At 45.2% G+C, this 25,552-nt stretch carries 22 protein-coding genes and 1 tRNA gene; 15 read left to right on the top strand and 8 right to left on the bottom strand.

The window, feature by feature from the left end; genetic code table 11:
- Window positions 1-63 precede the first annotated feature (63 nt).
- Window positions 64-1,500, bottom strand: a complete 1,437-nt coding sequence (locus BG260_RS01510) for a sodium:solute symporter family protein (RefSeq protein WP_069130180.1) — start codon at window positions 1,498-1,500, stop codon at window positions 64-66.
- Window positions 1,501-2,235: 735 nt separating this feature from the next.
- Here BG260_RS01510 and BG260_RS01500 point away from each other — a divergent pair.
- From BG260_RS01500 to BG260_RS01460, 8 genes are all read left to right on the top strand, one after another.
- Window positions 2,236-3,459: a site-specific integrase gene (locus tag BG260_RS01500; RefSeq protein ID WP_069130178.1), complete on the top strand. Its 1,224-nt coding sequence runs from the start codon at window positions 2,236-2,238 to the stop codon at window positions 3,457-3,459.
- A gap of 1 nt (window position 3,460) precedes the next feature.
- Complete coding sequence (locus tag BG260_RS01495) at window positions 3,461-4,651, top strand: hypothetical protein (RefSeq protein WP_069130177.1); 1,191 nt, start codon at window positions 3,461-3,463, stop codon at window positions 4,649-4,651.
- Window positions 4,652-4,750: 99 nt separating this feature from the next.
- The gene (locus tag BG260_RS01490) at window positions 4,751-5,044 is read left to right on the top strand and encodes a helix-turn-helix domain-containing protein (RefSeq protein ID WP_069130176.1); all 294 of its coding nucleotides are present in this window, start codon (window positions 4,751-4,753) and stop codon (window positions 5,042-5,044) included.
- 210 nt (window positions 5,045-5,254) lie between these two features.
- Window positions 5,255-6,658: a DUF3987 domain-containing protein gene (locus BG260_RS01480; RefSeq protein ID WP_069130174.1), complete on the top strand. Its 1,404-nt coding sequence runs from the start codon at window positions 5,255-5,257 to the stop codon at window positions 6,656-6,658.
- Between the two features lie 78 nt (window positions 6,659-6,736).
- Window positions 6,737-7,936 carry a BT4734/BF3469 family protein gene (locus BG260_RS01475; protein ID WP_069130173.1) on the top strand — a complete coding sequence of 400 codons (1,200 nt, stop codon included), beginning with the start codon at window positions 6,737-6,739 and terminating at the stop codon, window positions 7,934-7,936.
- On the top strand, window positions 7,933-8,121 hold the full coding sequence (locus BG260_RS01470; protein ID WP_069130172.1) for a hypothetical protein: 189 nt from the start codon (window positions 7,933-7,935) through the stop codon (window positions 8,119-8,121). The genes BG260_RS01475 and BG260_RS01470 overlap by 4 nt, the downstream gene beginning before the upstream one ends.
- On the top strand, window positions 8,118-8,615 hold the full coding sequence (locus tag BG260_RS01465) for an HGGxSTG domain-containing protein (protein WP_069130171.1): 498 nt from the start codon (window positions 8,118-8,120) through the stop codon (window positions 8,613-8,615). Before BG260_RS01470 ends, BG260_RS01465 begins: the two co-directional genes overlap by 4 nt.
- Window positions 8,616-8,768: 153 nt before the next feature.
- Window positions 8,769-9,125 carry a hypothetical protein gene (locus BG260_RS01460; RefSeq protein WP_069130170.1) on the top strand — a complete coding sequence of 119 codons (357 nt, stop codon included), beginning with the start codon at window positions 8,769-8,771 and terminating at the stop codon, window positions 9,123-9,125.
- Between the two features lie 520 nt (window positions 9,126-9,645).
- Here BG260_RS01460 and BG260_RS01455 read toward each other — a convergent pair.
- A tRNA-Met gene (locus BG260_RS01455) sits at window positions 9,646-9,718 on the bottom strand.
- 355 nt (window positions 9,719-10,073) lie between these two features.
- On the opposite strand from BG260_RS01455, the gene rocD reads away from it, so the two are divergent.
- Both rocD and lat read left to right on the top strand, forming a co-directional pair.
- Complete coding sequence (gene rocD / locus BG260_RS01450; protein WP_069130169.1) at window positions 10,074-11,339, top strand: ornithine--oxo-acid transaminase; 1,266 nt, start codon at window positions 10,074-10,076, stop codon at window positions 11,337-11,339.
- Between the two features lie 57 nt (window positions 11,340-11,396).
- On the top strand, window positions 11,397-12,737 hold the full coding sequence (lat, locus tag BG260_RS01445; RefSeq protein WP_069130168.1) for an L-lysine 6-transaminase: 1,341 nt from the start codon (window positions 11,397-11,399) through the stop codon (window positions 12,735-12,737).
- A gap of 167 nt (window positions 12,738-12,904) precedes the next feature.
- Here lat and BG260_RS01440 read toward each other — a convergent pair whose 3' ends face one another.
- Both BG260_RS01440 and purL read right to left on the bottom strand, forming a co-directional pair.
- The gene (locus BG260_RS01440; protein ID WP_069130167.1) at window positions 12,905-13,624 is read right to left on the bottom strand and encodes an SDR family oxidoreductase; all 720 of its coding nucleotides are present in this window, start codon (window positions 13,622-13,624) and stop codon (window positions 12,905-12,907) included.
- Between the two features lie 90 nt (window positions 13,625-13,714).
- The gene (gene purL / locus BG260_RS01435) at window positions 13,715-15,952 is read right to left on the bottom strand and encodes a phosphoribosylformylglycinamidine synthase subunit PurL (RefSeq protein WP_069130166.1); all 2,238 of its coding nucleotides are present in this window, start codon (window positions 15,950-15,952) and stop codon (window positions 13,715-13,717) included.
- 201 nt (window positions 15,953-16,153) lie between these two features.
- On the opposite strand from purL, the gene BG260_RS01430 reads away from it, so the two are divergent.
- From BG260_RS01430 to BG260_RS01415, 4 genes are read left to right on the top strand one after another with little or no spacing between them, the layout of a single operon-like run.
- On the top strand, window positions 16,154-17,323 hold the full coding sequence (locus BG260_RS01430; protein ID WP_069130165.1) for a cysteine desulfurase family protein: 1,170 nt from the start codon (window positions 16,154-16,156) through the stop codon (window positions 17,321-17,323).
- Window positions 17,323-17,859, top strand: coding sequence for an LOG family protein (locus BG260_RS01425; protein ID WP_069130164.1), 537 nt, complete (start codon window positions 17,323-17,325; stop codon window positions 17,857-17,859). Before BG260_RS01430 ends, BG260_RS01425 begins: the two co-directional genes overlap by 1 nt.
- The gene (locus BG260_RS01420) at window positions 17,846-18,325 is read left to right on the top strand and encodes a DUF1499 domain-containing protein (RefSeq protein WP_141691492.1); all 480 of its coding nucleotides are present in this window, start codon (window positions 17,846-17,848) and stop codon (window positions 18,323-18,325) included. Before BG260_RS01425 ends, BG260_RS01420 begins: the two co-directional genes overlap by 14 nt.
- Window positions 18,326-18,341: 16 nt before the next feature.
- A complete protein-coding gene (locus tag BG260_RS01415; RefSeq protein WP_083750026.1) occupies window positions 18,342-18,719 on the top strand; it encodes a hypothetical protein in 378 nt (125 codons plus the stop codon).
- Between the two features lie 54 nt (window positions 18,720-18,773).
- Here BG260_RS01415 and BG260_RS01410 read toward each other — a convergent pair whose 3' ends face one another.
- Complete coding sequence (locus tag BG260_RS01410) at window positions 18,774-20,657, bottom strand: AMP-dependent synthetase/ligase (protein ID WP_069130162.1); 1,884 nt, start codon at window positions 20,655-20,657, stop codon at window positions 18,774-18,776.
- A gap of 169 nt (window positions 20,658-20,826) precedes the next feature.
- Here BG260_RS01410 and BG260_RS01405 point away from each other — a divergent pair, with 169 nt between their 5' ends.
- Window positions 20,827-21,339, top strand: coding sequence for a Fur family transcriptional regulator (locus tag BG260_RS01405; RefSeq protein WP_069130161.1), 513 nt, complete (start codon window positions 20,827-20,829; stop codon window positions 21,337-21,339).
- Here BG260_RS01405 and BG260_RS01400 read toward each other — a convergent pair.
- The 3 genes from BG260_RS01400 to BG260_RS01390 are packed head-to-tail and all read right to left on the bottom strand — an operon-like array spanning window position 21,336 to window position 25,488.
- Entirely contained in the window at window positions 21,336-22,226 is an 891-nt protein-coding gene (locus tag BG260_RS01400) for a cell division protein FtsX (RefSeq protein ID WP_069130160.1), read from the bottom strand. The genes BG260_RS01405 and BG260_RS01400 overlap by 4 nt on opposite strands.
- 11 nt (window positions 22,227-22,237) lie before the next feature.
- Window positions 22,238-24,205, bottom strand: a complete 1,968-nt coding sequence (locus tag BG260_RS01395; protein ID WP_069130159.1) for a putative porin — start codon at window positions 24,203-24,205, stop codon at window positions 22,238-22,240.
- The gene (locus BG260_RS01390; protein ID WP_069130158.1) at window positions 24,202-25,488 is read right to left on the bottom strand and encodes a competence/damage-inducible protein A; all 1,287 of its coding nucleotides are present in this window, start codon (window positions 25,486-25,488) and stop codon (window positions 24,202-24,204) included. Before BG260_RS01390 ends, BG260_RS01395 begins: the two co-directional genes overlap by 4 nt.
- Window positions 25,489-25,552: the final 64 nt, after the last annotated feature.

Here is a 25,552-nt window from a genome sequence, read left to right as displayed (position 1 = left end):
TGAATGGTGAATTTTCAACGTTGAATTAGAATTTATCCAATTCAATGTTCAAAATTGAAGATTTCACTTTTTGTTATCGTTTGTTACCAGGCTCACTGCAATAAATGATATTGCCGATGCTGTAATTCCAAATACATTCGGGTCGAGTTCATAGGGAAGCTCAATACCGGAATATCGTAAACCGATTGTTGTAAAACCTCCTACAATCATAGCCGTCATTGCGCCGGCAGGAGTACTCCTTTTCCAGAACAGTGCACCAATTACCGGTACAAAAAGCCCGGATACCATGAAAGCATAGGAGTCAAGCATTAAATCGAGTACGTTGGTCATTGTTCCGGCCAAAAGCAGTGCGAGCCCGCCAATAATAAGTGTTACCACCTGTGATATTCGTACAAACTTTGGATTATCTGAATCGAACGGAGTAAACCGGCCAATGATGTCGGTTACAACATTTCCTGATGAGGCCATCAGGCAGCTATCGGCTGTTGATAAAATGGCTGAGAAGTAGGCGGCCATCATAATCCCTAACAGCCCGACCGGCAGAACGGTCCTCAAAAGCATTGGAAGTCCGGTTTCCGGATCCGTATCTGAAATATCGGCTGCGCCCAGGTACTCAAACATCCCCTGGTCGGCTCCCACTTTTGCAAACAGTCCCAGCAGAACACCCAGAAATGCCATGATAGGCCATTCAAACAGGCCGGCCAGATACCAGGCCCTTTTTGCAGTTTTTTCATCATTGCAAGCATAGATTCGTTGATAGAGCGTCATCCCCACAAACCAGATCGGGATGATGGTTACCGCCCAGTAGACAATATCTTGCCAGGATACGTTGGTAAGTGTCAGCATTTCGGGGGCTACTGTTGCCCGGATCGCTTCCATTCCGCCAATTTCAACATAGGCGATGGGGATTCCTATAAATATCAGTCCGACCATCAACAGCGCCCATTGAATGGTATCGGTGTAGATTACCGCTTTTAGTCCGCCCAAAACCGTATAAACGACGGCTACCGTACCCATAATGTAAAGAGCCATGGTTTGATCCAGATCGGCAAATGTGCCGCTTGCCAGTTTTGCACCGGCCAGCATCTGGGAACTGGTAAACCCCGCATACCCGATTGCTGAGATGATGGCGGCAACTAACGCTACGTTTGCCGAGTAGTAGTGTTCGAAAACCTGCGGAAATGTATATGCGTTGTCAAAAACCCTGTTCTGTTTGATTTTTGGAATTAAAAATACGGCGGCAAGCCAGGCGCCGATCAGCCCCGTAAAGAGCATCCAGGAGCCGGAAAGTCCCATCACAAAGCCGAGTCCGCCGAGCCCAATTGAGAATCCGCCGCCCACATCCGTGGCTACTACAGAAAGGCCCACATGATAGCTTTTCATTTTCCGGCCGCCTACATAGTAGTCATCTCCGCTTTTATTTCTCTGAAAAAAGAAATAGCCGAAACCGAGCAGGCCAACGATGTAGAGGATAAATATGGTAAGATCAACCGGATGCATGGGACACCGTTACGATTGGCTGTTGATCGGTGTACTCACTCATAACAGATTTTTATGATCGGTTTTATAAAAATTGCCCTTCCGTTTTTAATTCGCCTAAAGGTAAGGGGTATGTGGGTGAGCTTCAAATTTGGATCTCGATAAGATTTAGAAGCGGGTATGTGAGTAGGTACTGCCCCGTCCGGGGCATTGGTTGGCAGTGCTTGATTACAACGAATAGGATGTCAACCCTGTACTTTGTATATCAGAACCTTATAACACTCCCCAGAACTTCTAAAACGTTGCGATATCCTATCTGGGGCATTGTTTGGCTGCGGCTGATTATTACGAAAAGGATGTTAACTCTGTATCGACAAATTGGATTCACCTCATACCATCGGTGCTCCGGGGGAGCAGTAGATTTGTACAGCTACAAAGCCCAGAACACCAATCTGCACCGGAGGTGCAGTACCTCACTCTCGAAATCAAACTGAATAAAAAAAGGCTTAACTGCGTGAGCAATTGAGCCTTTTGTCTTAGTGGCGGGGGCAGGACTAAATTTCAGTTCTTTTCAATTCCGTGAAAACAGCGCACCGAACACAAAAACGCCGTTTATAGAGTATATTTAAAGTTTCTGAATACTCCCAAAAAAGTATCAAATACAAAAAATGTTTCACCATTGTTTTACCCTTTTCATTAATAGCGTTATATTGGAATACACGGTAAAACAAAAATTGGTAACCAAACGGCGAAAACATGGCGACTTCATTTCATCTGTTTCTAAAGAACAGAAAAAAGCAGAACGGCGAATACCCTATCTATCTGCGAATCACTAACAACCGGAAACATAAATATGTTAGCACCGGCCTATCTGTTAAAAAGAAACACTGGAACCCGGAAGCGGAAGAGGTACGGCGGAACCACGATAATTATAAAACCCTGAATGAAACGCTGGAGCTTAAAGTAAATGAAGCCCGGCGGGTTCAAACGGAATTGAGTAGAAACGGCCATGAAACGGCTAAGGCAATCCGGGAGAGAATTAAAACAACCCAAAAAGCAGATTTTTTTGAGTTAGGGGAACAGCTACTCAAAGAACTTGAAGCGAATAAAAAATACTATGCTTCCAAAACGCTGAAAGTAGTTTTAAAGAAGTTTGAAGAGTTTGAGGGGGAACGCTCTCTCCCGTTGAAACAGATTGATGGCGGGTATCTCGAAAAGTTTGAAAACCATTTACGAACAGAGTACGGGAACAGCGACTCAACTATAAACAAAAACTTTGAGCCGATACGGAAAATCATTAACCGGGCTTTAAAATCTCACTTAATGGCAAACGATCCGTTTAAGGAATATGAAGTACCGACCCGGAGCAGAGCCAAACAAAAAGTAAAGCTAACCTTTGAGCAGATACAGGATATTGAAGCGCTTAAACTTGAACCCGGTTCATGGGAATGGCACGTTCGGAACGCTTTCCTGTTCAGTTTTTACAGCGGGGGAATACGGTTCGGGGATATTTGCGGGCTTCAATGGCAGAACGTGAAAAACGGGAAACTCTCCTATCAGATGAATAAGAATGAAAAGCCATTTAGTACTGAATTAAACGACTATCAAAAAGAGATTTTGAACAGGTACTCCGGCGCTTCTGATGAATACATATTCCCGTTTCTGAATAGCCATAAAGATTACAGCGACCCGGTAGAATTGCGCCGGGCTATCAGTTCCAATAATGTATTGGTTAACGGCAAAAAAGAAGAGGGGAAAGAAACCGGGTTAAAGCTGATTGCAAAACTGGCCGGGATAGATGAAAACATTAGCTTTCACGTTTCCCGCCATTCATTCGCTCAATATGCAGTTAGTGAACGGGGCTTAGATGTATATGAACTAATGCAGACGCTCCGGCACTCCAAAATAGAAACCACTCAATCGTATCTGAAAAGCCTAAATGAAGAGCTGGCAGATAAAGCAATGAAAAAGGTGTTTTGATATGGATAATTGGAAAGAAATAAATGAAAGTTTAGGCGCTCAATTAGGGGGTAAGTATTCCTATACTTCTGCGAATGGCGGTATTTATTACCATTGGAATAAATCCAATGACAGTAAAATGAAACCAGGGTTCAACTGGAAAGGGTACTTTGACATACCGGAGCCGATTCATTATAAAAGTTCACATAGACCAACCGGGAAAACTGAAAAGGTTCAATTCCCCGGCTCAAAGAAACACGGTATAGAACCTGTAATTAAAGACATTCCACAATCTGAACCAACGGGATATTTAACTCCCCGGTTTAGATTTATAAATATTCAGATTAACAGATACGGATTTAAGGGAGACGAATATAAACAAGCGCTGGAAACATTCGGGATTAGTGAAAACGGAACCATTCCCCCGGAGAAGTTACCCGTTATTTCTAATTACAGAGATACACTTTTAAAACAGCTCCATAGACAAGCTGAACAGCTAAATGAATGGAATCAGAAAATAGCCAATGTTCTGAAAGTGTTTTATTACGAATCGGAACAGGCCATTCTGAAAGGAAATGCAGATGAATATTCAGATGAAGAGATTGAGCAGAGAGTAATAGACCGAAGCAACGTTTTAAGAAATATCAGAAACCTGTTCGATGCTCTAATATTAAGCGGAGCAAAAACAGAATTGATTGAACGCCATTCAATGCTGAAAAAGCTCAAAGAGAATAAATATTTATCTGAACATCTGATTGATGCCACTATTCACGGGGTTTTAACCCTTTCCAAAAAGAAAGACCCGATAATAGATATGGCGGTACAATTAGCTCATAAAATCAACCCGTTAGAAAGTATTTTGGAAGATGCTTTTTTAAGTGATAGAATTAAATCTAAAATCCAGTTTGAATTGGATGAACGGTTTAAGCAACTCCCTGAACCTGAAAGCGTAGCCGAAAAATTCTGTAATAGAGAAGAGAATAAAGCCGGAAAATATGAACCTGAAATTATTTCTAAGGCTTTAAGCATAGTTCGGAAGTTCATTTTTGATGAAGAAATTGTTTCTATAAATAGAAAGGTTAGAACCATTTCAAAAGAGGTACAGGAGCAAGCCGATTCATTCAGTAAAACCGATTTAAAAACGATAGATGGATGGGTAAAATTTTACTGGAACGAATACAAGCCCACCGACCAAGCGCAAACAGAACACTAATTCCAGTTATTCCGGTTTAAATTCCAGTTATACGGGGTATTGAGTTCCTTTTTTAAGTGAATGCAAATTATCAGTGAACATTAATTAATCACTGATGAAATGCACGCATACATACCCACCAAAGAAGATCTAAAAGAAATTATCCGGGATGCCGTGAAAGAAACGGTAAACGACTCACTCCCCGGCGCCATCCGAAAAGCCACCCGTAAAAAATGGCTAACCACTGATGACGTGATGGACATTCTCCAGTGTTCACGCCGACACGTTCAACATCTCCGGGATTCCGGGCGCCTACCATACCGGCAGAATGGCCGGGTTATCCGTTACGATATTGATGAAGTGGAAGCCTACCTGAACCGGGGCAAAGTAAACAGCAACGGGGGCGAAAAATGAGAGAGCAAAAAAAAGAGCCGTACCCGGCGAAAGGTACGACCCGTTTAATTGGTAACCGGCGAACCGGCAATTCCAATTTAGTGAAAAGGGCTTTCCAATACAACCGACAGCGCCGGAGATTAGCCGAACTGGAACGAACTCTCATTAGTGGATACAGTACGTATCTAAGAGTTTGCAGTGCTTTAGAATCAAAATTTGAGGGGGTTCAGTATGAATGATTTGAACATTCCCGAAAATATAGATTTGAATGAACTTAACCACCGGCCAACGGTTGAACAGAGCAAAGCGCTGGGGCTTACGATTACCCCGGAAGATTTAACGCTCCCAAATGAACTATTTGAACAGCTCCCGCCAACGGTTAAAAACTATCTGAATTACAGTTCTCCCCTTTCTGATGTACCGGATGAATTTTTACTGACTCCATTTTTAGCAATGGCCGGGGCGTTAATCGGTAAAAAGCGTTTCATTGAAATGGGCGGAATAACCATATACCCGGTTGTTTGGACTGTGATTTTTGCGGGTTCATCTACTCTAAGAAAATCCACCGGCCTGAACATGGCTAAGAAGCCGTTTCAATCGGTTATTGAGAACTGGAAGTTATCGTATGAATCGAAGCTCGAACAATACAGGCAGGATAAACAGAACGCCAAAGAGAACGGGGAGATATTCGACCAACCCGAACCCAAAAAGAAAACGCTATACTGTTCTGATGGCTTTTCAGATTTAACCTTTTGGGAGATGTTAAGGGATAACGGAAACCTTATCTCCGTTACCGGGGAGTTTACAGCGTTATGGCAGGAATTAACACGCTCCCGGAACTCTCTCCAGGATTTAGCGCTCCAGTTATTTGATGCAGAAGATTCCGTTCGGCGTAATACAAAATCAGCCGGAGATATTGAGCTGAATAACCCTGTTTGGTGTTTGGCCGGAGCCACAACCATTACAGCATTTCAAAGAAGCCTGACAGCAACCGAACGGGGGAGCGGGCTTTTGCAAAGGATACTCCCAGTAACCATTGAAGAGCGTACCAAACCATTTAAGGCGGTAACGGAATTACCCCGGCCTAATGCAGAGCTTTACAATGAATTAAACCGGGAGATGGAAGCCGTTGCACGCTTACATACAGCGCCGGTTCAGCTCTCCGGGGATGCAGAGCAGATATTCACACAATGGAGCCACCGTTTAAATGATAGAGCCTTACAGCTCGAAAATCAGATAAATGATATTGGCGGGTATGTTTCCCGGTTGAATATTTACGGGCTAAAGTTTGCTCTGATCTTTCAATCTCTCGACCAACCCGACCGGCCGATAAGCGCCGGGAATATGCAGGCTTCAATCTCTCTCTGTGAATGGCTGTTCAACCATATCATTTACATGCTGGAGAAAAACTACATATTCAACCGGTACTATGCCGACCGGTTAAGGGTACGGGAGATTCTTAAAAAGAACGGGGGAGCTATGAACCGAACCGATTTAATGAATCATTCTCACATGGATAAAGAGCAACTGGATAGGGCGCTCGATAATGAGATGGAAGCCGGTTATATCGAAGCGATTGAAACGCCAACCGGCGGGCGACCGATACGGGAATACAGATACAAGGGGGGCGCTTAGTTTGCTTAGTATGCTTAGTAAGTACCCAAATATCGAACTAATTAAGCTAATTAAGCTAATTAAGCAGGGGGTTCCCTTATGCTGACAGATAAAATAAGCGTATTCAAAAACTTTCAATCTGAACCCAAAACAATCACTTTGGGGCAATGGCTGAAAGTATGTAAAGAGGGTTCCCGATATGCTGAACAGGTTCTCCAATACCGGCGCTGTTTAAATGATTTGATTGATAAGGGGTATTCGCTGGATGAAGCAAAAAAAGAGCTGGAGAATAACGGCAAAGATCAGTTAAAAACATCTCTCCCGCTTGCCACCGTTGGCGCTGTTTGCAAAGATGCCCGGAAGCTGGAGAATGTAGTAACCCGCACCGGCTGGATTGCTTTAGATATAGATGCAAAGGATAACCCACATTTAACCGATGCCGAACATCTCCGGGATGAAGTGGCAAAGATAAAGAACGTTGCATTCAGTGGATTGAGTACCGGCGGGCGGGGCGTATGGGCTTTAGTTAAGGTTAGCCAACCCAAGCGACAGGCCGAACATTTTGAAGCGTTACAGGCCGATTTTAAAGCGTTTGGTATAACGCTGGATAGCTCCAAAGGAAAAAATCCGAATGATGCACGCTTTTATAGTTACGACCCCGGCGCTATTATCAAAGATTCATTCACGGTTTATAAAAAGCTCCCGCCGGAAAAGGTAAACACGGTTCAACCCCGGCCACCGGTTCAGCTCTCGAATGATTATTCCCGGTATGCTGAATCTGCATTCAGATATGAAATTGAAGAGCTGGCAAGCGCTCCAAAAGGTGAACGCAATAATACCCTGTTTAAAGCCACGGCAAGTTTAGCCGGATTGGTTGCCGGGGGTATGTTGAAAGAGTACGAAGTAAAACAGGCACTCGAACAAACGGCACTCTCCATAGGATTGAAATCCCATGAAGTACGGGCGACTATAAACAGCGGTTTTGATACCGGAACAAAGACTCCCCGAACCCAGGATTCAATTAGCCGAAATTCAGAAAGGGTAAACTATGCACCCCGGAGAGATAGCGCCGGAAACGGCAAATATGAGAGCCAAAATTCAGCGCCTAACGGCTTCAACCCATATACGGGGGAGATATTCGATAATCGGGGGTATCCGGCTTCATGGGATGAAATCGAAGCGCCGGAACCGGGAACGGCTGAATATGCAGAAGCCGAATATTACCGGGCTATGGATGCCGACCCGATTTTAAAACAGATAGATGAAACCTTTGAACCTGAACTAATCACAGAACCATGAACGGCCACGATATAGCGAAAGCACTTTACCAACCCACACGAAAAAAGAAGCGAAAGCGTAAACGCATTGAAAAGGTAAACGCTCCCGACCATTGGAGTAAAGAGTTTGACCCGCATAAGCAGAAACAAAAGCAGGATAAAAACGATAACCCCATAAACAAACAATCAAAACCAAAAACCCCATGAAATGTAACGCCAAAACCCGAACAGGAACTCCATGTAAACGCTCTCCAGCTAAAGGTTCAACCCGTTGCCGGTTACATGGGGGAGCCACACCGAAAGGAACCGACTCCCCGCATTTTAAACACGGGATGTATTCAAAATATGCAGGTGAATCATTGAAACAGGTACTTTCCGAATTGGAAAACTTTTCAAGTGATGAACTGATTAACCCGGAGAATGAAATCCGGTTGATGCAGGCACTTATCATTTCAGCGGAAGCATTGAAAAACGATATACCGGATTTAAAAGATTTGGATACGCTGAGTAAGATAATCGACCGATTAGTAACAGCTAAACAACGTTCAATGATGATACAGGTTGAACAACAGCGGTTAGTTCCGGCTTCCGATATTGAACGGTTCCTCGACTATGTGGAAACTCTCTTAATTGACCGTATCGGAGACGATGGATACGCAATCATTGAGCAATTTAAAAATTTCAAACTTTCACAGAATTGATATGAGAATAGAGAACATTATATCCAAACGCTCTAAACCCGACCGACTGGCAAAAAATCTAAAAGAGCTTTACGAACGTGAACAAACACCCGGCACTAAAGAATATCGGGATTTTCAGAATTTGTATAACCCCAACCGAATAAAACGGAATCCATGCGAATAACAGATTTAATTCATAACGACAGAGCAATCACTAAACACCAGTATGAAAAATTGCTTTCACAAGGTGTAAAACGTGTGATGTGTGGCCGGGATGGATGGGATTTTTCATCTGTGAATGATATGGATGAAGCAGAAGCCCGGAAATGGCTACACAATATCCGGTTAAAGCGTACTTATGAGAGATTGAACGGAATTGAACCGTTAATCACAGTTTTTATTGTGCATGTAGTAAGAAGCAAAGACGACCAGCAACCCGATTGGCCGGAAGAGTTGAAACCCTATCAGCACAAAACCGATAACATACTGGAAGCATACTTCTGTAATAAATTCAACTTTCCATATGAATAGAATGTTAAAGCCCAATTTTCAATAATGTTAAGGTATGCTTTAGCCTAATTGAAGCGCTTAGAAACGAATCTCGAAAGCGTTTTTTTGAACGATATTCATTAAATGAGAGAATAGCGTTTAAAGCCTTTAAACAGTGAAAATACTGCGATATAGTTCAGAGATTTGGAATCTTATAAAGAGGGTAAGCCAATTAAAACCTGAAAACACCTGTAATATTCAGGCGACCATAATTTATGGATGTTTATGGCTACCGTTATTTTGTGTTAAATAACGTCCTATATTTTATAGGTGCTTATAGGATGACCAACGTATTTTACGTGGAAATACGTGTTTAATTCTGAACCTGATATTTTGAGAGTGCCGGAATCGTTTCTAACCTGTATGTAAAGAGTATTTCGGCACTATAAAAAAGAAGAGAAAAGGGAGAAAACAGCGACTTTGTTTCACCATAGTTTCACCACGGCAAAATAAAAAAGGGCTTAAAGCATTGTTTTCACAAGCCTTAAACCCTTTTAAGTAGTGGCGGGGGTAGGATTCGAACCTACGACCTTCGGGTTATGAGCCCGACGAGCTACCAGCTGCTCCACCCCGCGATGTCAATAAATTTTGTTGAGTTTTTGTGATGCCATGACCATCTCCCAACAAGACTCTAAAGATAAGGGTTAATGCCTCCCGAAGTCAAGCGATACCTCAAATAAATTTTATTGATTTATTTTATATCTCATCTCTGTTTACAAAGCCTCCACTCTCAAAACCCACCCTTCAGGTTATGCAGAACCGATACAAATCCAACCTTCATCCTTACGATTTTCACCCTACTTCCAACTTTAAAAGTTATAGGCATGGTTCTCTGTAAATTTGTAAAGAAAATCGCTACCTGTCGCCCTGTATCGGGGTATTTGCTATCTTATCCTCAACGGACAACCTCTAAATGACTTTTCTGATTTTATGCTTTCCACTAAAGACGCAATTGCACTTGAAGATAAATATGGAGCTCACAACTACCATCCGCTGCCGGTTGTTTTGGCAAAGGGTGATGGAGTTTATGTATGGGACCCTGAAGGAAACCGGTATTTCGATTTTCTTTCGGCTTACTCTGCCGTCAATCAGGGGCACTGCCATCCCCATATTATCGGTTCATTAAAAAAACAAGCTGAAACGCTCACGTTGACTTCCCGGGCATTCTATAACAATGTTCTCGGTGAATATGAGCAGTTTATTACCAATTTCTTCGGATTTGATAAAGTACTCCCTATGAATACCGGAGCCGAAGGTGTGGAAACCGCCATTAAGATCTGCCGTAAATGGGCGTACGAAGTGAAGGGAATCCCTGAAAATGAAGCGAAGATCATCGTCTGCAACAATAACTTTCATGGACGGACAACCACCGTTATTTCATTTTCCAATGATCCGGATGCAAGCAAAAACTTTGGCCCTTACACTCCGGGCTTCGAAAAGGTTGAATATAACAACCTGGACGAGCTCGAAGAGGCTCTTAAGGGCGAAAATATTGCAGGCTTTCTTGTAGAGCCGATTCAGGGTGAAGCCGGCGTGATGGTGCCTGATGACGACTATCTGAAAAAAGCCGCCGCACTTTGCAAAAAACATAATGCGCTCTTCATTGCTGATGAGATTCAAACCGGAATTGCCCGAACCGGCTCCCTGCTGGCTGTTTGCGGCAACTGTACATGTCAGGGGAGCTGTGAACGTCAGCCCGAACACTATGTGAAACCCGATATTCTGATTCTTGGAAAAGCACTCTCCGGAGGGGTTTATCCTGTTTCTGCTGTATTGGCTGATGATGAGATCATGGATGTCATCAAGCCGGGACAGCACGGCTCAACATTTGGCGGAAACCCGTTGGCTGCACGTGTTGCCATTGCTGCACTGGAAGTTGTTCGGGATGAAAAACTGGCTCAAAATGCCCGTAAATTGGGTGAAATGTTCCGGGATGCCATGAACAAGCTGAAGGAGGAATGTGAACTGATCTCTTTGGTTCGCGGGAAAGGTCTGCTCAATGCTGTGGAGATCAACGACTCACCCGACAGTTCTACTGCATGGGATCTGTGTGTAAAACTCAAAGAAAACGGGTTACTTGCCAAACCGACTCATGGTAACATTATCCGGTTTGCCCCACCCCTTGTAATGAATGAGGAACAGCTTCAAAAATGTATCGAAATTATCCGGAAAACTTTCCTTGAATTTGAAGCTTAAAAGCCTCTACTTACGACCAAACAGGAGCTAAAATTTAAATCTTAAACGTATTATTACATGAAAGGGATTCAACCAAAAAACGTACGCTCAACACTTCAAAAGCATATTCTGGCAGACGGATATGAGATGGTTCTCGACCTCAAAAAAAGTAAGGGTGCGTACCTGCACGATTCTGCATCCGGAAAAGATTATCTGGATTTCTTCACCTTCTTTGCATCCAATCCCCTTGGCATGAATCATGATAAACTGGCCGGAGATCCGGAGTTTGTTGCCAAACTGGGACAAGTTGCCATCAACAAACCGTCCAATTCGGACGTGTACACCGAAGAGATGGCACATTTTGTCGAAACATTTTCTCGAGTGGGTATTCCGAAATACATGCCATATGCTTTCTTTGTTTCAGGTGGTGCACTTGCCGTAGAAAATGCCCTGAAAGTTGCCTTCGACTGGAAAGTTCAGAAGAATTTCAAAAAAGGATACCGCACTGAAAAAGGCCACAAGGCGCTTCACCTCGACCGTGCCTTCCACGGCCGCAGCGGATACACCCTTTCTCTGACCAACACGGATCCAAACAAAGTAAAATATTTCCCGAAATTTGACTGGCCGCGAATCCACACACCGGCTGCAAAATTCCCCCTGAATAAAGAGAACACCGCACAGGTTGAGCTTGAAGAGAAGCAAGCATTGGCTCAGGCTCGCCAGTATTTTGAAACCTATAAAGATGACATCGCCTGTATTCTTCTTGAACCGATCCAGGGTGAAGGCGGCGACAATCACTTCAGAGTTGAATTCCATCAGGCCCTGCGTGACCTCTGTGATGAATTCGATGCACTTCTCATTTACGATGAAGTACAAACCGGTGTGGGGCTGACCGGAAAGTTCTGGGCTCACGAATACTATGTAAAGCCGGATATTCTGGCCTTCGGTAAGAAAGCTCAGGTTTGCGGTATTCTGGCAAGCGACAGAATTGATGATATCGAAACCAACTGCTTCCACGTATCATCCCGAATAAACTCAACCTGGGGCGGTAACCTTGTTGATATGGTTCGGTTTGACCGCATTCTGGAGGTTATTGAAGAGGATAAATTAGTTGAAAACGCGGCTACGGTCGGCAAGCACCTGCAGAAACAAATAGCATCGTTGGCTGATGAATTTGAGCACATCTCCAACCCAAGAGGTAAAGGATTATTCTGCGCGATGGACCTTCCAAACAGCCACGCTCGAAATGAAGTCGTAAAAGAGTGCATGAACAACAACCTGATGATTCTCGGATGCGGAACAAAAACCGTCCGGTTCCGTCCGCCACTCACCATTCAGAAAGATCAGATTGATGAGGGAATTGAGATCATCAAAAAGAGCTACAAAACAGCAATTGAGAAATGCCCCGTTGTTGAGTAGTGAGTTTAGTTGAGTAGTGAGTTTATTAGTCGTGGCACGCCTCAAAGTCGTGCCATGGGTTAGATTACTACTTTTTATAATTACACCCGTCAGGCCGCTAAAGCCGGTCAGATGGGTTGTTCCAGATTCATCCGTCTGACCGCGTGGAGCGGTCTGACGGAGTTAATTTACACCATCTGATGCGATTCGGGCTGAATCGTAATTTCATTCAGAACGGAATCGTCCGGCTGTGATGCGGAGTAATAAACCGCTTTTGCCACCTGTTCCGGCGTCAGCATCTTATCTTTCTGAACCCGCATATCAATATTGGGATTCTCCCAGAAATCTGTAGCCACGCCGCCCAGATATAGAAGTGAAAATTTTACGCCTGACCTCTTATTCTCTTCTACGAGTGCCTTGGTAAATCCGGTTACAGCATATTTGGAAGCAGAATAGACAGAAGAGTTTCTCATCACCGCTTTGCCGAGGATTCCCGGAAACATAATGACACGTCCTTTCTTAGCCGTAGCCATATAACGTGTAACCGTTTGCGTAACCAGAAACGTACCGTACACATTCACATCAAAAACCTCTTTGGCATCATCCGGTTTGATGTCGAGCAGTGGCTGAATCATACCCAGGCCAAAAGCGTTTACCAGAACATCAATATCTCCCAACTCTTCGGTGACTTCGCGCGCCATATCGGATACTGAACCCAAATCGGTTACATTTACCTCGATGGCAAACGTCTCTCCTCCGTTGTCGTTAATCTCTTTCGCTTTCTGTTCGGCTTTGGCCTTGTTTCTGGCAGCTAATACAACTTTTGCGCCGGCTTTGGCAAACAAATCAGCAGAAGCTTGTCCGATTCCGCCTGATCCGCCAACAATGAGTACAATCTTATCGTCCATAAAATCTCTTTAGGTTTTAAATTTCAACCTTTAAAAGCCCAAAGAGATTTAAATCGTTCAGAGTTTCAGATATACCGGCAACGAAATTATTTACTGCTCCATCGCCCTGGGTATGACGGATTCATACACTTCGGTTAATTTTTCCACCGGCAGGTTAATTGAGCGATTGATGGTGAGAGTTTTACCGGTAACGGTTCCCAGCGGATAAAACGGAACCGCTCCATCACCTAATGTTTTTTCGAGATTCGCTACATTTTCCTTCGGTACGGTCACGACAATTCCGGACTGTGCCTCGCTGAAGAGAATTTCATAGATCTCTCCGCTCAGTTTTTCGAGTGACACATCCGCTCCCAACCCTGAGTGGATTGCCATTTCGGCTAATGTTACACTGAGTCCGCCATCAGATACATCGTGTGCAGCATTGACAACTTTATCGTGAATGAGTTGCAGAACAGATTTCTGAAGTTTCACTTCCAGGTCCAGATCCAATTCGGGAGCATCACCTGTAGTGAGGCCATGTACGGCTTTAATATATTCTGATCCGCCCAGCCCTTTACGATTCGCACCCAGGTAGTAAATGACATCCCCTTCATTCTTAAACTGGGGCGTCATGGTATGATTTTCCACATCCTCAATCAAACCGAGCATTCCGATTACAGGAGTCGGGAAGATGGCTCCGTTCGGGTTTTCATTGTATAAACTTACGTTTCCACCTGTTACCGGAGTATTGAGAGCCCGGCAGGCATCTCCCATTCCGGCCAGTGCTTCGCTGAACGTCCAATACACTTCTGGTTTGTACGGATTTCCAAAATTCAGGCAGTTTGAGATCGCCACCGGTTTCGCACCGCTGCACACCACATTCCGGGCTGATTCGGCCACTGCAATTTGTCCGCCTCTTCTCGGGTTGAGATAGACGTACCTGCCATTGCAGTCAGTTTTTACGGCCAGACCTTTTTTGGTGCCTTTAATTCGAATTACTCCCGAATCGGAGGCACCGGGCGCATTCACCGTGTTGGTGCGAACGGTGGTATCGTACTGCTCATGAACCCATCTTTTAGACGCCACATTGGGGGAAGCCAAAACTTTCAACAGTGCTTCATTGACATCTTCCGGATGTTTGAGCGCAGAAAAATCGAAACTCTGGACTTCATCAATATAGGCCGGTTTCTTTCTTTCACGCTTATACTGAGGAGCACCGCCGCCAAGCACGAGTGAATCGGCCGGGATTTCTGCCTTCACTTCCCCATCTTTAATGTAGGTAAGCTTATCCCCTTCCACTACTTCACCGATCACAACTGCGTTGAGATCCCATTTTTCAAAAACATCAATAATTTCCTGTTCCCGTCCTTTTTCAGCCACAACCAGCATCCGCTCCTGGCTCTCACTCAGCAGCAGTTCATAAGCTGTCATCCCTTCTTCTCGCATCGGCACTTTATCCAGGTCGAGTGTCATCCCCTGCCCTCCGCGGGCCGTCATTTCGGAAGATGAACTGGTAATTCCTGCAGCACCCATATCCTGAAGGCCAACAATGGCGCCGGTTTTCAGTGCTTCCAGGCTGGCTTCCAATAGAAGTTTTTCCGTGAAGGGGTCACCCACCTGCACGCTTGGCCGCTTCGCCTCGCTCTCTTCACTAATCTCTTCGGATGCAAACGTAGCACCGTGTATTCCATCCCGGCCGGTACTGGCTCCCACAATCAATACCGGGTTTCCGATTCCCTTGGCGATGGCCGAAGCCGTTTCACCATGTTTTACAATACCCACACTCATCGCGTTCACCAGCGGATTTCCCTCATAGGCTTCATCGAAATAGATTTCGCCGCCTACGGTTGGAATTCCAAAAGAGTTACCGTAATCGGAAATACCGCGCACAACTCCATCAAGAAGATAGCGTACACGCGGATTGTCCATTGATCCGAACCGGAGTGAGTTAAGCGAGGCTACGGGACGAGCACCCATCGTAAAGATATCCCGGTGAATTCCACCGACTCCGGTTGCCGCTCCCTGGTAGGGTTCAACGGCAGACGGGTGATTGTGGCTCTCAATTTTAAATGCGCACGCCAGGCCGTCACCAATATCTACCAAACCGGCGTTCTCTTCACCCGCATCCACAAGGAGCTGTTCCCCTTCTCTCGGCAGCTTCTTAATCTCAAGGATGGAATTTTTATAGGAACAGTGCTCGCTCCACATTACTGAGTATACACCCAGCTCGGTAAATGTGGGGGTTCGGCCGAGGAAGTTTTTGATCATTTCAAACTCTTCTTCATTCAATCCGTGTTCGATGGCCAGATCGAGAGTAACTTCAGGTTCCTGCGGAGATGTATTTGACATGTTTTTGGATCTGTAAAATGTGAAATTCGATGTGCGCTAAAGGTAAGAAAAGTTCAGGATTCGTTCTTTCTAAATCCTGAAATATTCTGCCAGCTTAACAGTTGAACATAGCGGCTTGAAGAACATTGAATTCAAAACTGTTTTTCACACTCATTTTGAATATTTTTATTCAGCTCGAAAACCGTAACTGAGAAATAAATTATGGATCCAGTCTATTTTGATAATGCAGCCACAACCCCGGTAGATCCGGATGTGCTGGACAGCATGCTCCCCTATTTCAAGAACACGTTTGGTAATGCAGATGCCGCTCATCAAGTCGGCCGCACATGCAAAGTTGCCGTTGAAGATGCTCGGGAAAAAATTGCCCGTCTGTTAAATGCCGAACCTTCGGAAATTATCTTCACCAGTGGCGGAACAGAAAGTGATAATGCAGCCATCAAGGGAGTATACTCTGCTTTGTCTCCGGCTGGAAAAAACGAAATCATCACCTCCCCGATCGAGCATCACGCCGTTACTCACCCTGCCGAGGCTTTGAAAAGAAGTGGTGCTAAAATCATCTACCTGAAACCCAATTCAAACGGAGTCATCACGGCAGATCAGGTAAGAGGGGCGATTACCGACAAAACCGGGCTTGTCTCTTTGATGCATGTAAATAACGAAATCGGATCGATCAACCCCGTAAAAGAGATTGCCGATGTTTGCCAAGAAGCCGGCGTGCCGTTTCATTCCGACACCGTGCAGAGCGTGGGTAAAATTCCCGTGGATGTGAAAGAGATTGGAATGAATATGTTGAGTATCAGCGCCCATAAAATTTACGGGCCGAAAGGGATTGGAGTTCTCTATGTAAAAAATGGTACACCCTGGATTCCCTGGCTGCAGGGCGGTTCTCAGGAGCGACGGCGGCGGGGCGGAACGTCCAACGTTCCGGGTATTGTGGGGTTGGCCAAAGCGATGGAGCTGAGCATCGGCAACATGGAGACCAATACACAGAAATTTGTTGCGCTCAGATCAAAATTGATCGAAGGGCTTGAATCCCGCTTTGAGGAAAAATTTACCATAAACGGCCCCAAAGAAGGCGGGGTTGCACATATCATAAATATCGGGTTCAAAACGAGTAACGAACAGGGATTGGATGGCGAAATGTTGCTGCTAAATCTCGATATTGAAGGCATCTGCGTATCGAACGGATCCGCGTGCACTTCCGGAGCGACCGAACCTTCCCACGTATTAAAAGAGGTGGTTGATGACGATGCGATTGCCAGCTCGAGCATTCGCGTGAGTTTTGGAAAACAGAATACCGACAAAGAAGTTGATTACTTTCTGGATAAGCTGGAAGGAGTTCTGGATAGAATGTTGAAAGTAGCATCCTGATGAACATCTGTATCTACTGCGGTTCATCACCCGGTAACAACCCGAAAATTATTGAACAAGCCAAAGCGTTTGGGCGGCTGATGGCCGAGCAGGGATACAATCTCATTTACGGAGGGTCTTCCCTCGGAATTATGGGCGCCATTGCCGACTCTGTGATGATTAATGGCGGGGAAGTCATTGGCGTGATTCCGGAAAACCTTTTCAGCAAAGAGGTGGCTCATCGCGGAATCACCCGGCTCATCACTGTAAAAGATATGCATCAGCGTAAATCGCACATGGCGGAACTGGCCGATGCATTTGTGGCCTTCCCCGGTGGTTTCGGTACGATGGAGGAACTGTTCGAGATCATTACCTGGAATCAAATCGGCCTGCTTAAAAAACCGGTTACCATCATGAATCTGGAAGGATATTATAATTCGTTGGTAAAAATGATTGATCAGGCTGTTGAAGCCGGTTTTATCAAACCGGAAAACCGAAAAATAGTTCAGGTTGCGGAAACGCTGGACGAGTGTTTAAAGTTTTGTGAGCAAGCGTAATCTAAACCGAAAATTCCGGTTCATCCTATCCGGGATGATACTTGCCACACTCATGGTTTTGAAATTTCCACTTCAGGGCTCAACATCGGCAGATTTTATATCTGACACGGTTCATCATGCAGACCTCCGGCCGTGCCCCGATTCGCCAAACTGCGTGGTACTCTCAAAACGATATTCCGTTGATCCAAATCAGCTTTTTGTAGCGGCTTCAAAAACACTCAATGATTTGAATCCCCATAGCCTCACCATAATGACTGAAAAAAAGCAAATTAAAGCTGTATTCAGAATTCCTCTGTTTGGATTTAAAGACGATGTGCACCTGCTGGTTTCTGCAAATGAACATAATTCAGCATCCCTTCATATAAGAAGTGCGAGCCGGGTCGGCTATTCGGATTTGGGCGTCAATCGACGACGGGTTGGCAAAATTCTCAACCGGATTCAACAAACCTTGAATATTCACATTTAAACTCAATTTTACGACAGTGGCTAAACTTTCTATCAATATTGGTGTTCTGCTTATCATTCTCGGTTTCTTCTCATATATCGCATCAGATATGGTGAGCCTCACCGCTCTTATCCCATCTGCATTTGGCATTGTATTCGTCGGGCTCGGCCTGTTAGCCAGAAAGTCCGATGATCTCCAGAAACACGCAATGCATGCCGCCATGCTGTTGGCGCTGCTTGGCCTGGGCGGATCATTTACGGGGTTAAGGCAGATTATGACCGCACTTTTTGGAGGAGAGATGCCGGCTCGTTTCACGGCTGCGTCCAGTCAGGCTGTGATGGCCGTTCTCTGTATTTTCTTTCTGATCTTTGGCATCAAATCGTTTATGGATGCCCGAAAAACCGGAAAGGAATAGCTTAGTACTTCATAGTCGGTCACCTGCATTTCACATCAGGTTTTTCAGGGGATACTATGCATGATCCCCTTCAAAGATGTCCTCTATCAGGTGACCGTATTTCTCTTCGATAATTCTGCGCTTCACCTTCAGCGTGGGAGTCAGTTCGCCGGTTTCTACAGTAAATTCATTTGGTATCAGACGGAAATCACGCAGTTTTTCGTGTGATGCCAGCTCTTTGGAGAACGATCGGATCTCTTTGTTGTAGAGGTTCTGAACCGCCTCATTTTCTATCAATTCTTCAATGTTTGAGTAGCTGATATTATTTTCCTTTGCGTACTTCTCGAGTGCTTCAAAATCGGGAACAATCAAAGCGGCCATGTAGCTCCGTTTCTCTCCCACTACCACAAGCTGATCTATCCACGGGCTGGTTTTGAACATGTCTTCAATCGGGCCGGGATAGATATTTTTGCCGCCGGCATTGACGATCATGTGCTTGATACGATCGGTTATTTTAAGGCGGCCATTCTCAAATTTCCCAACATCACCGGTGTGAAGCCAGCCATCCTCATCAATCATCTCTTTGGTGGCTTCATCATTTTTCCAATACCCTTTCATGGTATTGGGTCCGCGATTCAGGATTTCACCCTCTTCGGATGTCAGGTCGGACGGATAATCCTCGCCGCTTAACTGCGCGATAATTTTACTGTCCTCTAATCGCTGAATCCCAACGGTTACTCCGTTTATTACCTTTCCAACTGTTCCCATCACCTCCTCTCCGTAGCGGTTACAGCACATCACCGGTGAGGTTTCCGTTAACCCGTACCCTTCAAGGATGTTGAGGCCGGCTGACATAAAAAAGGTTCCAATATCTGAAGGAAGTGCAGCGCCGCCCGATACAAAAAAACGAATCTTCCCTCCGGTTCGCTGTTTTAGCTTGTCAAAAACCAACTTATCCGCAATTTTCTTTTGAACGCTGACCAGTCCGCGCTCACCCTGCCAGTAGCGTTTTCCAATATCCAGAGCCCACTCAAAAATAGATTGCTGGATAGCTGATCCATCCTTTACATTATTCATTACCAGGTTGTAGATCTTCTCAAACAGCCGCGGCACACTAATTACAATGGTAGGATGTACCTCAAGCATGTTTTTTGCCACTGTATCCACACTTTCCGCATAGTAGATTTCTGCACCGCCGGCCATCATAGCATAGTAGCCGCCGGTTCGTTCAAACGAATGGCAGAGAGGCAGAAACGACAAGCAGCGATCTGTCTCACTAATATTAATCGCATCGTGAGCTGATTTTACGTTACTCACGATATTTCTGTGCGTAAGCATTGCCCCTTTCGGGTTTCCGGTTGTTCCGGATGTGTAGATGAGTGTGGCTACATCTTCCGGTTCTGTTTCTAGCGCACGTTTCTTTACCGTTTCAAGATGGGTTCCTTCAACTTCTTTTCCTTTCTTACAAACCTGATCAAAAAGAGTTACAAAACCATGCTCCATGTACTTTTTAACTTTCGGATTGTCGAAAGCTACAACATGTTTCAGGTTGGGGCAGTTATCAAAAACTTCTACCGCTTTTTTGAGCTGAATACCGGTGGAGACGAAAAAGAGTTTCGCCTCAGAATCTTTAAGGATAAACTCACACTGCTTGGGCGGAAGTGTGGTATAAAGAGATACATTAATGGCTCCAACCATCTGAATGGCAAGGTCAATAACAGCCCATTCGTAACGATTCTCACTCAGAATGGCAACGCGGTCACCTTTTTCTATACCAAAATCAATCAGATAGCTTGCCAGCGCATTCACGTCATTTTGTACCTCATCCCACGTGATTGTTTTATACTCTGCATCGAGGGCAGGTTTATAAGCGAAAGCAGTTTTCGTAGAATTTTCATATTTTTTGGTCAGATTTTGGTACAAATCAGTCAGAGTCTCAAAAGCAACAAGCGTTGGCATATCTTTGAATTTTGTTAACTGTGGATTGGCACTAAAATAACATATTACCCAATTCTTTTGGGGTTTTAAATTTTAGTAGCAATTTCTTCTGTATTTTGTGGTTCTGATAATACATATTAAATGCAAAACTGTTCAAATCATTCACTGACGTTTTAAAACCTGCTCCGCTATGGCACATCCGGCCCAAGAAGAAACAATCACACTGGTAAAAGAGATTTTCAGAACTTATCTGAAAGAGAGAAATCAGCGCCAAACCCCTGAACGGTTCATGGTACTTGAAGAGATCTATCGGGCAGAAGGACACTTCGACGCTGATGATATCTTCTTTAACATGAAAAATGCCGGAACGCGTGTATCTCGTGCAACCGTCTATAACACGCTGGACCTACTGATTGAGTGCGGCCTGGTGCAGCGGCAACAGTTTGGCAAAAACCAATACTATTACGAGCGATCATACGCTTACCAACAGCACGACCATATGATCTGTAAAGAGTGTGGGGTTGTGATTGAATTTTGTGATCCGCGAATTCTTGAAATTCAGAAGCTGATGGAGCAAATCCATGACTTTGATGTGGAAGGGCATTCACTTCATCTCTTTGGCCGGTGCCGTGATGTGGAAGCGTGCCAGTTGCGAAAAAAAGAGGGAGATAAAATCAAGTCATTGAAAAAAGAAGAAGCTTAATCGTTGGTGTAGACCTTCGTCTCTTTGATAAACTTCCGGGCTGCCCAACGGCTCCCCCACCATCCGAGAATGATTGCAAGCAGCAGAACACCGCCTGTTAAAAAGTACCACCTGCCGAAAGGCCAGCTCAGCACCCCAATCTGTGGAACCAGGTTTGGCACAATCCACTCAAATAAGATGATGATCAATCCGGCTGCAAGAGTTCCTGCAATCACGCCTTGGAACATCCCCTCCACCAAGAAGGGGCGCCGGATAAAGCTGTTTGTAGCTCCAACCAGTTTCATTGCGCGTATCAAATCCCGTTTTGCATAGATCGTTAATCGTATGGTGTTGAACACCAGTACAATGGCCACAAAGAGAATAAAGAGGCCAATCGCTCCGCCAATCAGGAAGAGTGTCTCAGATCTTGACTCCAGTGTTTGCAACAGCGCCTGGTTATATCGAACATCATCCACTCCGCGATAAGTTGAAACCTGCTGAACCAATGAGTCGATCTGGGCGATTTCCACCCCATCTGAAATGGTCACTTTAAAGGAAGCCGGCAGAAACTGCAGGTCGGCGAGAGCATCGCTGCCGATCCCAAAATCTTGCTGAAAAATTTTCGCTGCACTGTCTCGGGATATGTAAGTAAGCTCTTCAACAAACTCTTCCGATGCAATTCTGTCCCGGATCTCCTGTGTGGTTTGCTCATCAATATTTTGCAGAAATACTTCAACCTCAACCTGCTGTTTGATAAGCTGAATAACTTCATACGTATTGAACCCCACACGTGAGAGTACACCAACCAGAAGAACAGCCACAAAAAGCGAAAAAATAGATGTAAACGCAGCAAGCCTGGCGCGCCCAAGCCCTGCAACTCCTTCTTTTAATACATAACTTAAGCTCATTGTGCAGCCATCTAATTTGTAAATAGTATTCTTAAACCGAGACGAAAACGCCGTTCTGGCATGGGGTAGCCCACCGACTCAAAGTAGCCCAGCTGATTCACACCGTCAAGTACATTTTCCCACTTTAGCAAAAGCATAAACCAGCGGATGCGAGCCGACACATCAACGTCCATTCTGTGATATGATGGATTAACCGTTGAATTTGTTCCATGCTGCCAGCGATTCAAGGGTGCTATATACTCTGCCGTTCGAAACGGGTTCGGTGAAAAAACACCTGACACCCCGGCTTTTACGTATGTTGCCCTGTCGAATAGGTAGTTTTTCCAGTAGAGTTTTCCCTTTAACCAAACACGTTCGCCCGACTCCGCCATCGCAAGGTTGATTTCATTCTGAGAGTCTGACTCAGAACTTTTATAGAGGGCCGATATCTCCCCCTCAAATATTCTGCTATCTAAGCCGATCCAGCCTGTCGCGCTCAAGTGAGTGTAGGAGTCGATATTCACAAACTGATCGGAATTACCCAGAAAAATTGAATTCTCATTAAACCGGATATCTCCTCGCACACCGGTCAGCAGCCAATCGGTAAGTTTTACCTCCAGTGAAGCTCCAGCGGTCATCTCCTGTTCGTTTAGCAGATCCGGGTTCCCGGAATAGAGGTTCGACTGCCAATAGACCGACTGAATATCAGGAGCTCGATCCAACACTCCGCCAAATCCTGCTAATGTAATCCGGTTGTCCGGAAACAGAGTCACCTTCCCGGAGATTTCACTGCTAAAACGTCCGTCACTCCAGCCTTCAGCTAAAGCATACCCCTGTAACTTGACCCACGGTATGATTCTGCTTTCGATCTCGGCAACCCCTGCCCCTCCAAACCAACTGTTCTCGGTCAGGTTTTCCTCCTCCGATTCACGAAGCCAGGTCCCGCTTCCTTGAACCGTGAGTGCTGTACGACCCATTCTGAAGTTCTGTTTTGCAAATAACTCTGCCCTGCTGAATGATGTTGCAAGGGAATCGGCTGAATATTCAAGCGACCAGTTGTCGGTTTGATAGTGCAGCCCCAATTCAGTTCGGACATCGCGATCCACATTGGGCCGATATTGGGCCTTCAGGAAAATGTCACTTGAGGTTTGATTGGAAGATGCACTGTTTTCGCGCGGAGTGGCTGTAAAAATATTGAATGGAAAGAGCAGAGGGTTATCTACATTATACCCGAAAGACTCCTGCCGATCGAGTGCATTATTCAAATAGAGCAGTTTAGCCATCCACTGATCATTCAGCTGATGGTACACCTTGGCCGATGCCTGCCTGCCCTCAACTCCCGATCGATTGTAGCCGCCTCCGTCACGACGATCCCAGAAGGAGAATTCAAGGTTTGTATCTGCCCTGAAGTTCTGAGTGAATACAAAATCGAGATTCCGGTAATCATACTTACTTTCATCAAAATTGAGATAGGTGCGAGGCTGGGTTAGGTAGTGATCCTGAAGCCGGATTCTGCTGCGGTACGTTGCACCGTAGTCGGCTTCTTCATAATACTTAATCTTTCTGATGGGTATGCGATTCCAGTTCACGGCACCGGTCAATGGATCATTCAGACTCACCCCTTCCATCTCCACATTCATGTGTCGCGTTTCGTAGGAGTGCAACTCAACACCATCCAAACGACCGGATGTACCCAAACGGTAGGTAATGGCTCCCCTTTCGCCATAAAAACGATCGAAAAAATTTACCTGATTCACCCAACGAAGCGTACTGTCGGTTTCTGCAATATCCAGGCCCGGGCTCTGCTGATATGTCCACACATAAACGGTATCCGGAGTTTCAACTTCCGGTTCCGGCTCCTCGAATGATGTGGTATCTGCTTCGGCTGCCGGAATCGTATCATTTATTGCAGCCTCACGCAGTGAGTCTTGCTGAACAGGCGGAATCGTATCCTGAACCGAAAAGGTGAGAGCCGTCCATATGGTCAGAAGATAGATCAAGACCGGTGGGGTTTTAGGTGATAAGGATAGTCGTTAAGGCCAAGCAACCTGCGACGAACCGTTTCAAGTATAATCATCACCGTCCGCTCTTTATTCTGCATCCGATCGTTACTGAGCACAGCCTTCAGTGCAAAGTGATCCCCTTCAATCCAAAAACCCAGCCAAACGGTTCCGACCGGCTTTTCAGGGGTTCCGCCATCCGGGCCGGCAATCCCCGTAGCAGAAACTCCGATATCTGCTCCCATCTTCTCAGCCACACCTTTTGCCATTTGAAGCGCAACAGGTTCACTCACGGCTCCATGTTCGGCCAGATCTGCCTCACTAACACCCAGTTCTTCCACTTTAATTCTATTTGAATAGGATACAACACCGCCAATCATATAATTACTGCTTCCCGGAATATCGGTAATTCGGCTGGAAAGCAGCCCTCCGGTACAACTTTCTGCAGTCGCAATGGTCTTCCCATTCTCCTTCAAAATGGTACCGGTAACCTCTTCGATCGACAAATATTTCCCTTCACCAAAAATAACATCACCGGCCTTTTCATAGAGATAATTTTTCACCTTTAGCAGCTTAGCCTCAGCCTCTTTTGAAGTCACTCCATTTGAACTGATTCGGATGGTTACTCCGCCCACATTTGGTAAATATGCAATACCAACTCCATTATTAACAAATTCATCAAGGTCACCAATTTGCTCACTCAGTGTGCTCTCCGGTACACCTGCAGTTTTAAAGTAGCGGGTGGCCCAGACTTCCCGATCAGGAAACTGCCGATGAATTTTTGGGATTGCGCGTTGCTCCATCAAAAATTTCATCTCTGCCGGCACACCGGGTAAAACGATCAACACCCGGCCACCTTCGTTAAACCACATACCGGGAGCTGTTCCCTTATTGTTGAACAACACGTCACAATTTGATGGCACCTGAGCCTGAGCGGCATTTGAGGGGCTGAATTGAAAGCCTCGTCTTTGAAAGATCGATTTTATATAATCCAGTACCTCACTGTTCTCGATCAAATCCACATCAAACAGGTCAGCTATTACCTTCTTGGTGATGTCGTCGTGGGTTGGCCCCAGCCCACCGGTCACAATTGTGACCGAAGCACCTGATAGTGAGGCCTTAACTTTTTCATAGATGATTTGATAATCATCAGGAATTGTAGAGATCAGCTCCACCTCAAAGCCCTGCTCGGTCAGGAGTCCGCCCAGCCAGGATGCATTGGTGTTTACTGTGTCGCCAATCAGCAGCTCATTACCGATAGATATTATGTGCGCCTTTCTCATAGGGTTGGAAAATAGGATTTTGCAAGAGATCAATGAAATTTTGTATTCTCTTTGCCCCGTCTGT

Origin of the sequence: Rhodohalobacter halophilus (assembly GCF_001715195.1) — a bacterium.
In the GTDB taxonomy this organism is placed as follows: Bacteria; Bacteroidota; Rhodothermia; order Balneolales; family Balneolaceae; genus Rhodohalobacter; species Rhodohalobacter halophilus.
This window is presented reverse-complemented; position numbering and strand designations above follow the sequence as displayed.

Excerpts from the sequence above, each read along its gene's own strand:
- BG260_RS01425 (WP_069130164.1), top strand. The coding sequence starts at position 17,323 with ATGAACATCTGTATCTACTGCGGTTCATCACCCGGTAACAACCCGAAA.
- BG260_RS01410 (WP_069130162.1), bottom strand. The coding sequence starts at position 20,657 with ATGCCAACGCTTGTTGCTTTTGAGACTCTGACTGATTTGTACCAAAAT.
- BG260_RS01465 (WP_069130171.1), top strand. The coding sequence starts at position 8,118 with ATGAAATGTAACGCCAAAACCCGAACAGGAACTCCATGTAAACGCTCT.
- BG260_RS01440 (WP_069130167.1), bottom strand. The coding sequence starts at position 13,624 with ATGGACGATAAGATTGTACTCATTGTTGGCGGATCAGGCGGAATCGGA.
- BG260_RS01490 (WP_069130176.1), top strand. The coding sequence starts at position 4,751 with ATGCACGCATACATACCCACCAAAGAAGATCTAAAAGAAATTATCCGG.
- BG260_RS01405 (WP_069130161.1), top strand. The coding sequence starts at position 20,827 with ATGGCACATCCGGCCCAAGAAGAAACAATCACACTGGTAAAAGAGATT.
- BG260_RS01480 (WP_069130174.1), top strand. The coding sequence starts at position 5,255 with ATGAATGATTTGAACATTCCCGAAAATATAGATTTGAATGAACTTAAC.
- purL (WP_069130166.1), bottom strand. The coding sequence starts at position 15,952 with ATGTCAAATACATCTCCGCAGGAACCTGAAGTTACTCTCGATCTGGCC.
- BG260_RS01470 (WP_069130172.1), top strand. The coding sequence starts at position 7,933 with ATGAACGGCCACGATATAGCGAAAGCACTTTACCAACCCACACGAAAA.
- rocD (WP_069130169.1), top strand. The coding sequence starts at position 10,074 with ATGCTTTCCACTAAAGACGCAATTGCACTTGAAGATAAATATGGAGCT.
- BG260_RS01495 (WP_069130177.1), top strand. The coding sequence starts at position 3,461 with ATGGATAATTGGAAAGAAATAAATGAAAGTTTAGGCGCTCAATTAGGG.
- BG260_RS01500 (WP_069130178.1), top strand. The coding sequence starts at position 2,236 with ATGGCGACTTCATTTCATCTGTTTCTAAAGAACAGAAAAAAGCAGAAC.
- BG260_RS01390 (WP_069130158.1), bottom strand. The coding sequence starts at position 25,488 with ATGAGAAAGGCGCACATAATATCTATCGGTAATGAGCTGCTGATTGGC.
- BG260_RS01460 (WP_069130170.1), top strand. The coding sequence starts at position 8,769 with ATGCGAATAACAGATTTAATTCATAACGACAGAGCAATCACTAAACAC.
- BG260_RS01475 (WP_069130173.1), top strand. The coding sequence starts at position 6,737 with ATGCTGACAGATAAAATAAGCGTATTCAAAAACTTTCAATCTGAACCC.
- BG260_RS01400 (WP_069130160.1), bottom strand. The coding sequence starts at position 22,226 with ATGAGCTTAAGTTATGTATTAAAAGAAGGAGTTGCAGGGCTTGGGCGC.
- BG260_RS01510 (WP_069130180.1), bottom strand. The coding sequence starts at position 1,500 with ATGCATCCGGTTGATCTTACCATATTTATCCTCTACATCGTTGGCCTG.
- lat (WP_069130168.1), top strand. The coding sequence starts at position 11,397 with ATGAAAGGGATTCAACCAAAAAACGTACGCTCAACACTTCAAAAGCAT.
- BG260_RS01430 (WP_069130165.1), top strand. The coding sequence starts at position 16,154 with ATGGATCCAGTCTATTTTGATAATGCAGCCACAACCCCGGTAGATCCG.